Genomic DNA, 9375 nt, shown 5'->3' with positions numbered 1-9375 from the left:
TTAATAGTGGTTCGACTATATTTCATTTTTACGATAATTTTTTAAGACTGACGTTTATTAATCAAAGCCCGTGCCACATTTGAGCCATTTGGACGCTTTAAAAACCCACTAATACGCTCGCCTGCCACGACCAATTTTTCCAAATCGATACCCGTGCTAATACCCATGCCATGCAGCATATATACCACATCTTCGGTCGCGACATTGCCCGTTGCGCCTTTGGCATACGGACAGCCACCGAGGCCTGCGACTGAGGTATCAAATTCGCCGACACCCATTTGTAATGCCGCTAGGATATTGCTGAGGGCTTGACCGTAAGTATCATGAAAATGACCAGACAGCATCGTGATATCAGCATACTCAAGCGCTGCTTGTAGGGCGCGCTGCACTTTGAGGGGTGTACCCACACCAATGGTATCAGCAATGCCAATCTGCTCTGAACCAATCTCAATCAACCGCTTGGTGACATAAGCGACTTGGCTAGGGTCAATCTCGCCTTCATAAGGACAACCAACGGTACAAGAGATAACGCCGCGTACTTTGATACCTTGCGCTTTTGCCGCAGCGGCAACGGGCGCGAAACGCTCAATACTCTCATCGATACTGCAGTTGATATTTTTTTGGCTAAAGGTTTCGCTGGCTGAGCCAAAAATAACAATTTCATCAGGACGGTAGGCAATCGCATTGTCAAAGCCGCGCATATTGGGCACGAGTACTGAGTAACAAACGTCCTTCTGCCGCGTTGGCGCAAGCGCATCCAGCAATGCGCTGTTATCGCCCATTTGTGGCACCCACTTTGGCGAGACAAAACTGGTCGCTTCCAGTTTTTTAATCCCTGCGTCAATTAAATCATTGATTAAGGCTTGTTTAACCGCGGTCGGTACCGTCATGGATTCGTTTTGCAATCCATCACGCGGACTGACATCGACGATGGTGACATGGCTTGGATACGAGTGGCTCATGCTTATTGTCCTTTTCTATTCGCTTTCACTATCGATACGCAGTAGCTCATCACCATCAGCGACCAAATCACCTGCTGCAAATAATAGTTCTGCTACCACACCATCAGTTGGTGCGGTAATGGTATGTTCGATCTTCATGGCCTCAATGACCGCAAGTGGTTCGCCTTTTTTCACAGTATCGCCAATAGCTACTTTGAATGCAACGACTTGCCCTGGCATCGGTGATTTTAAGCTGCCGACTGCTGCTGTGTCTTCACCCACATGCGCCATCACATCAATTAAGGTAATCTCATCGCGTCCGCTATCTGTGAACACATAAACTGTCTCATTATTAACCCAGCTCTGCGCACTGATACGTGCACCCTCTAACCATAAGGTATGATTGTGCGCATCACTGCTATCATAACTGACTTGCCCTTCATAAACCGTTTCAGTCTGAGCGGCGACATTGATATTGCTATCATCCTGCGTATTCGCGATTTCTTTGCCAATGACAAGCGCAAAGCTACTGAGATTCTCGCTACCTTTTTTATTATCAAAGCAACTCGCATTGTGCCAATTGCTGATACAAGCAATATATGACTGCTCATTATAAATGAGGCTAAATGAGCGAGTGTAATCGCTATAAGCACGGAACCCTGTCGGCTTGCTAAAGGGGTCGTTGTCGATCTTTTGTAATACGGCTTCGCTCGCAAGCTGCTGCGTAATAGCCGTCACCACAAGCGTTGATAATCCAAGCGGATGCTGATCAAACAGCTTGTCCTGCTCGCGCTCTATCAATGCCGTATCAAGATTGGCTGTGCTAAATGAATCGGTATTTAAGATATAACGCAAAAATGCCACATTATTTGGTAAACCGACGATACGCGTCTGCGCCAATGCACGATCTAGTCTCGCCAACGCTTGCTCGCGTGTGGGCGCATGGACGATAAGCTTGGCAATCATAGAATCGTAGAAGGGACTGATGACATCACCCTCGCGTACGCCATCATCGATACGCACATCAGCGCCGTTTTTATCAATGACAAAGGTGCTGTGCTCAGGCTTCTGATAGGTAAACAACGTTCCTGTCGCTGGTAAAAAATTATTGTCAGGGTTTTCAGCACAGATACGCGCTTCGATCGCATGACCATTGATCGTCAAATCGTCTTGCGATTTTGGCAATGGCTGACCTGCAGCGACCAACAGTTGCCACTCGACCAAATCCACACCAGTAATGGCTTCGCTGACTGGATGCTCAACTTGCAAGCGCGTGTTCATCTCCATGAAATAAAAATTCATCGTGCCTTCGCGCTGCTCCACAATAAACTCAACCGTGCCAGCGCCGACATAATTAACCGCACGCGCCGCCTCAATTGCAGCCGTACCCATCGCTTCACGCATGGCCCTATCGACACCCGGTGCTGGCGCTTCTTCTAATACTTTTTGATGGCGACGCTGCACGGAGCAATCACGCTCAAACAGATGCACATAATTGCCATGCGTATCGCCAAATACTTGGATTTCGATATGGCGTGGTTTGAGCGCATATTTTTCGATCAACACTTGATCATTGCCAAAACTGGTAATTGCTTCACGGCGGCACGAGTCTAATAGATCGACAAAATCGCTGCTTTGCTCAACGATACGCATGCCTTTGCCGCCACCGCCTGCACTCGCTTTGATTAAGACAGGATAACCAATATCATCTGCTTGCTGCTGCAAAAACTGGGCGTCTTGATTGTCACCATGATAGCCGGGTATCAGCGGCACGCCAGCGGCCTCCATCAAGCGCTTGGACTCAGATTTGCCGCCCATGGCGCGAATCGCCTCAGCAGAGGGTCCGATAAACACCAAACCAGCATCTTGGCAGGCCTGTGCAAAATCGGCGTTTTCACTCAAAAACCCATAGCCTGGGTGGATGGCCTCAGCACCTGTTTGCTTGGCGATGGCAATAATGGCATCACCTTTGAGATAGCTGTCTTTCGGTGCCGAACCGCCTAGATAGATCGCTTCATCACAAACCGGCACGTGCTTGGCTTCGCGATCAGCATCAGAATAAACAGCGACGGTACTGACGCCAAGACGCTTGGCAGTTGCGGCCACTCGGCAAGCAATTTCACCACGGTTGGCAATTAGAATTTTAGAAAACATAACTATCCCTGTATCTTGTCGTTATTATTTGACGTCTTGTCTATTTGTCCGTTTATCTATTCGTTTATCGTTAGTCTGCTGTCAGCCAGTCAGGCTTACGCTTTTGCAAAAATGCTTGCACGCCCTCCTTTCCTTGTGTTGATGCGCGAATATCCGCGATACCTTTTACCGTATCAGCAATCAGCTCATCAGTGATGGGCGCGCCAGCAACATCGTGTAATAGCTGTTTGCAGGTTTTGACCGCATCGGGGCTGTTTTTAACCATTTTGGCACAAAGTGTCGTGACCTCATCATCTAACCATTCTTCGCTCACGCGCTCGTGAATAAAGCCAAGCTGACGTGCTTTTTTGGCATCAAACACCTCAGCACTTAAGAAGTAACGCTGCGCAGCTCTAGCGCCCATCGCTCGGATGACATAAGGACTGATGGTCGCAGGTGCCAAGCCCAAACGCACTTCGCTCAGGCAAAAGTTGGCAATTTTCACGGCGATGGCCACATCACAGACGGCAACGAGACCCATACCGCCTGCATAGACATCGCCTTGGATTGCCGCAATCGTCGGCTTGGAACATTCATAAATCGTCTTGAGCATTTGCGCCAATTTATCCGCATCCGCTAGATTCTCTTCATAGCTATAATCTGCCATGGCGCGCATCCAATTAAGATCAGCGCCTGCACAGAACGCTTTGCCAGCTGCCGCGAGTACAATGACACGCACCTCGTCATCCACACCAAGGGTGGTAAAAGCCTCTGTCAACTCGGCGATCATCTCGTCATTAAAGGCATTGCGTATCTTGGGACGATTCAACGTCACGGTAGCGACGTGTTGTTTTATATCGACTAATAGACTTTTATAATTATTACTATTTTTTGATTTTGCTTCTTTCATAACTTTCTCTATGTTCCTATTTATATGTCTATGTAAATACTTAGCCCAACGTTTGGGTCATCCATCATAATGCTCATATAAGAAAGTAAGATGTCAAAACCCGATGTCGCGGTAGAATCGTATTTAAAAAGATTGTCGCACCACTCTCTCATCACGAGCAGACCTTGGCGCTTACATTCTAAAGACACCAAACGTCGTCTCTTCAATCGGTGCGTTATAGGCAGCGCTCAGCCCCAATGCCAATATATGACGGGTATCAGCAGGATCAATCACGCCATCGTCCCACAGGCGCGCGGTGGCATAATACGGATGACCTTGCGCTTCATACATTTCACGAATTGGCGCTTTAAATGCCGCTTCATCTTCCTCACTCCACGCCTCACCCTTGCGATCAAAGTTATCACGCTTGACCGTTGCCAGTACTGACGCTGCTTGCTCACCGCCCATGACAGAGATACGGGCATTTGGCCACATCCACAAAAAGCGCGGACTGTAAGCACGACCACACATACCGTAGTTACCCGCGCCAAACGAGCCACCAACGATAACGGTGAATTTCGGTACTTTGGCATTGGCAACTGCCATCACCATCTTGGCACCGTGGCGGGCAATGCCTTCGTTTTCGTATTTACGCCCAACCATAAAGCCTGTGATATTCTGCAAAAATACCAATGGAATTTTGCGCTTACAGCACAGCTCGATGAAATGCGTGCCTTTTTGCGCCGACTCACTGAATAGAATGCCGTTATTAGCAATGATACCCACAGGCATCCCTTCGATATGCGCAAATCCACACACTAATGTCGTGCCAAAACGTGCTTTGAACTCATCAAATGCACTGTCATCAACGATACGGGCGATGATTTCTTTGATATCAAATGGCTTGCGCTTGTCCGTTGGAATGACACCGTACAGCTCTTTGGCGTCATAACGTGGCGGCTTGGGCGTAATTTGATTAGGAATGTGTTTGGCAGGGCGATTCAAATGACTGACGATATTACGGGCGATGGATAACGCATGCGTGTCGTTTTGCGCTAAGTGATCGACCACGCCTGAGAGCCGCGTATGGACATCACCGCCGCCCAAATCCTCTGCACTCACCTCTTCGCCAGTTGCTGCTTTGACCAGTGGAGGCCCACCCAAAAAGATAGTGCCTTGCTCTTTGACAATAATAGATTCATCGCTCATGGCAGGCACATAAGCACCACCAGCCGTACAGCTACCCATGACCACCGCGATTTGCGGAATACCTGCCGCACTGAGGTTGGCTTGGTTAAAAAAGATACGGCCAAAATGCTCTTTATCAGGGAACACATCATCTTGGTTGGGTAAATTAGCACCACCTGAATCAACCAAATAAACACACGGCAAATGATTTTCTTGCGCAATCTCTTGCGCGCGCAAATGCTTTTTGACTGTCATTGGGTAGTAGGTGCCACCTTTTACCGTGGCATCATTACAGACAATCATACACTCAATACCATTAATACGACCAATACCGGCAATCACGCCAGCCGCTGGAATCTCTTCGCCATACATGTCATGCGCTGCCATCGGTGCCACTTCCAAAAACGGCGTACCCACATCAAGCAAACGCTCGACTCGCTCGCGTGGTAGTAGCTTGCCACGTGCTAGATGCTTGGCACGGGCGCGCTCTGAGCCACCTTGGGCGACTTTACGCAAGTGTACATACAAATCATCGACGATCGCTTGCATCGCCGCACTGTTTTGCTGAAAGTCGCTTGAGTTTGGACTCAGTTTACTGGTTATGATAGCGCTCATGATGTCCCTTTTCTTTGATACATAGATACGTAAATGCGAGTAGCTTTTATATGAATGATCCAACTGCTATTTTTTAAGTATGACCCACATAGTTCATCTTTAGTGTTTTAGAGCTGATAAATAAGCTTACGACAAACCCAACTCTTCTTTCATTTGCTCAATAATTTTATACTTTTGAATCTTGCCCGTGATGGTCATTGGATACTCAGTGACAAAGCGATAGTAAGCAGGCACTTTATAATGAGCGATGTGCTCGCTGCAGAATTCACGGACTTCCTCTTCCGTCAAGCAGCCCGGCTCTTTAGGAATAATCCATGCTGCGAGCACTTCACCATAACGCTCGTCGGGTATGCCAACGATTTGCACATCGCGAATCTTGGGATGACGATAAAGGTAGTTTTCGATCTCAACCGGATAGATGTTTTCACCACCGCGAATCACCATGTCTTTACTCCGGCCGACGATTTTCACATAGCCGTCTTCATCCATCGTTGCCAAATCACCCGTGTGCATCCAACCATCTTGAATGGCTTCTCGCGTTTTAAAACGGCTACCCCAATAGCCCTTCATCACGGAATAACCACGCGTGAGTAGCTCGCCAGTCTCTCCGATAGGCACAATCTCGCCCGTCTCGGTGTCGATCACTTTTACCTCAAGTGCAGGCTGTACCAATCCTACGGTCGAGACTTGCTTCTCAAGAGGGGTGTACTCATTGGTCTGGCAAGAGACTGGACTGGTCTCTGTCATACCATAGGCAATGGTGACTTCACTCATGTGCATCTTGTCGATGACGCGGCGCATGACCTCAATCGGACAACTAGAGCCTGCCATGATACCTGTACGCAAAGTGGATAAATCAAAGTTTTCAAACTCAGGATGATCAAGCTCCGCGATAAACATCGTCGGTACGCCATGTAGACCCGTACATTTCTCTTCTTCAACCGCTTTTAATACCGTCAACGGCTCAAAGCCATCGTTTGGATAGACAATACAACCACCGTGCGTGAGAATCGCGAGGTTACCAAGCACCATGCCAAAGCAATGATACAACGGTACTGGAATGCACAGTCTGTCGGCTTCCGTGAGATTCATGGCCTCACCAATGAAGTAGCCGTTATTAAGAATATTGCGATGGCTTAAGGTTGCGCCTTTTGGTGTGCCTGTCGTGCCACTGGTGAACTGCACGTTGATGGCATCAGTATTTTTGAGCTGGGCTTGACGCTCGGCCACGCGTGGATCGTTGGCGTCGCCTTCCGCCATCCATGCAGAGAACTTTTGCATAAAACCAAAGACCTCATCAGAGTCTGGCTCATCAATCCAAATGATACGTTCAATCGTTGGAATCTCAACCAAATCAAGCTGGGTATAATCTTTATGGTAAATCTCAGGACAGAGCTCACGAATCAAGCTGGCATAGTCACTGGTTTTAAAATGGCGCATAAGCACCAGTGCTGAGCAGCCGAGTTTGTTCAGGGCATATTGCAGCTCAAAGGTACGGTAGGCAGGATTGATATTGACAAGAATAACGCCGACTTTTGCGGTGGCGAGTTGCATCAGCAACCATTCAGCATTGTTGTGTGACCAAATCCCGATGCGATCACCAATCTCAAGCCCCATCTCAATCATGCTACTGGATAGCTGATTGACCTGCTGCTGTAGCTCACGATATGTCCAGCGAATATTTTGATGACAGACGACCAGCGCTTCGCGCTCAGGATATTTGGACACAATAGCATCAAAAAAGTCACCGATGGTCGCTTCAATCAGCGGTACATCAGGACCTTTATCATAGCTTTGGGTGAGCGGCGCATTTGCTGAGCGTGCGCCCATATTGATACTAGGGATATTATCCAAAATAGCGTCAAAATCAACGTGAGTCTCATCGAAATTAGAGTTTTGAGTCATAACGAGTCCTTTCGTTTTACTTTTTATAGTATTTATAGATAGTGCTGATTAATCGCTGGCGAGCAAACCTTCTTCCTTGATTCGGTTTGATATAGCATTCAACTACTATAACGCTATAAATGAAAGCATGTCAACAATATCAATACGGTATGTATCATTTAATTGGATATTCGATATTCATGCTTAGTAAAAAGTAACATAAAATCATGGCAGGTTTTTGACATAAAAAAGCCAGCCCCATCATAAGGAATGGGCTGGCTCAACCAGTAACGTGATCTTTTAAACTTGCTTTTTAAACAAGTCTATCAGGAGGCTTTGGGAGTGGCAGGCGCTTTGATTGTCACGGTCGCGCTCACTGCATCAGTGTCATCTAGCAAGTCCATGATGAGTTCATCATCGCTTTCCGTCTTCACTTGCCAATTACCAGCCGCGTTTGGCACACCCGTTACCATCACCGAAATCGCTTTGTTCTTTAGACGAATCATCGGTGGTTTATGATCATAACCGCTGTGCTCGTGCCCTAAGATATCATCAGCGATGGTCGCAGCCTGTGCGCGTAATGGCGCCACATAACGACAGGCAACCCCATTGATAGACATACAATCACCAATGGCATAGATGTGTGCGGTGTCGGTGCGCAATGTCGATTCATCAACCACAATACCCGTACGACGGTCAAACGTAACGCCCGCCGCTGCTGGCAGCTGCCCATCGACGATCAGACCTGTACTGGCAATCACATGGTCTACGATCAATGGCTCAGGTTGCTCTGCATCGGTACTGCCTTCGGCTGAGGCGAGCGGTGCGTAGTCTACTCTTAGCTTTTCGCTATCGCTGCTGTCGTCATTGCCACTCACGCGGGTAACAGCAGAGACTTGAGAGCCGCCCAAAAACTGAATACCTTGTGACTCAATTGCTTTGGCAATACGTGCCGTCGCTTTGGCTGGTAGCATTTGTGATAATGGCGCATCGTTCAAATCAATCAAGGTCACTTGATGACCTGCTTTTAGCAAGTCTTCCGCGATTTCTGTCCCGACCATACCAGCGCCAACGATGGCGACGTGCTGGCTACCGGTTGCCAGCTTTTCTTGTAGCTGACCGAACTGCTCGATATGATTGACATGCCAGACCAAATCTTCTGGCAAGCTTTTGGGGAAAATAGGATGCGCACCCATCGCTAGCACCAACTTACCATAATTGATCGTCGCATAATCGGTGTGGGCGGGATCTGGTCTATTAGCAGAGATAAGCTGTAACTGCTGGGTTGCCGTATCAATATCTGTGACCTGTGTGTCAGCCAGCAACGTCACGCCTGCGGTTTTTGCTGCGTCGCTACCTGTTGCTCGTACTAGGTCTGATGCGCGCTTGTTTTGGCTGATCGCCATGGTCAGCATCGGCTTGTGATAACGATCGCCACTATCGGAGGTGATCAAGGTAATCGGAATATCTGCATCTTTTGCACGAATCGCATCAATCACATGCCAGCCTGCCAAGCCTGCGCCAATGATGACAACCCCATTTTTTGATGAGGTTGCCGATGCTACGGATAGATTGTCTACGCTCATAAAAACTCCAATATGGTTTATGAATTATTCTAATTATCAACAAGTATGAGCGCCATTGTATCAGTAAACAGACATGCACTCACCTATCTAACCGTATAACCAATCACATATTCATCTATAGTCGAACCACTATTAAAGT

The 9375-nt window shown here is 47.8% G+C and carries 6 protein-coding genes; all 6 read right to left on the bottom strand.

Annotated features, from left to right (window positions below; all coding sequences use genetic code 11):
- Positions 1-41 precede the first annotated feature (41 nt).
- The 6 genes from B3V51_RS01170 to B3V51_RS01145 all read right to left on the bottom strand — a co-directional run bounded on the left by B3V51_RS01170 (position 42) and on the right by B3V51_RS01145 (position 9236).
- Positions 42-962: a hydroxymethylglutaryl-CoA lyase gene (locus tag B3V51_RS01170; protein ID WP_286707823.1), complete on the bottom strand. Its 921-nt coding sequence runs from the start codon at positions 960-962 to the stop codon at positions 42-44.
- Positions 963-977: 15 nt separating this feature from the next.
- Positions 978-3095, bottom strand: a complete 2118-nt coding sequence (locus B3V51_RS01165) for an acetyl/propionyl/methylcrotonyl-CoA carboxylase subunit alpha (RefSeq protein WP_093067683.1) — start codon at positions 3093-3095, stop codon at positions 978-980.
- A gap of 70 nt (positions 3096-3165) precedes the next feature.
- Complete coding sequence (locus B3V51_RS01160; protein WP_093067680.1) at positions 3166-3984, bottom strand: enoyl-CoA hydratase/isomerase family protein; 819 nt, start codon at positions 3982-3984, stop codon at positions 3166-3168.
- A gap of 171 nt (positions 3985-4155) precedes the next feature.
- Positions 4156-5766, bottom strand: coding sequence for a carboxyl transferase domain-containing protein (locus B3V51_RS01155; protein WP_093067677.1), 1611 nt, complete (start codon positions 5764-5766; stop codon positions 4156-4158).
- A gap of 126 nt (positions 5767-5892) precedes the next feature.
- A complete protein-coding gene (locus B3V51_RS01150) occupies positions 5893-7671 on the bottom strand; it encodes an AMP-binding protein (RefSeq protein ID WP_071002325.1) in 1779 nt (592 codons plus the stop codon).
- A 305-nt stretch (positions 7672-7976) separates the two neighbouring features.
- Positions 7977-9236 carry an FAD-dependent oxidoreductase gene (locus tag B3V51_RS01145; RefSeq protein ID WP_212563925.1) on the bottom strand — a complete coding sequence of 420 codons (1260 nt, stop codon included), beginning with the start codon at positions 9234-9236 and terminating at the stop codon, positions 7977-7979.
- Between the last annotated feature and the right edge of the window lie 139 nt (positions 9237-9375).

It is taken from the genome of Psychrobacter sp. UBA2514, from assembly GCF_002341255.1.
GTDB classification, from domain to species: domain Bacteria; phylum Pseudomonadota; class Gammaproteobacteria; order Pseudomonadales; family Moraxellaceae; genus Psychrobacter; species Psychrobacter pacificensis.
The sequence above is the reverse complement of the archived record's forward strand: the minus strand, read 5'-3'. Positions and strand labels throughout refer to the sequence as shown.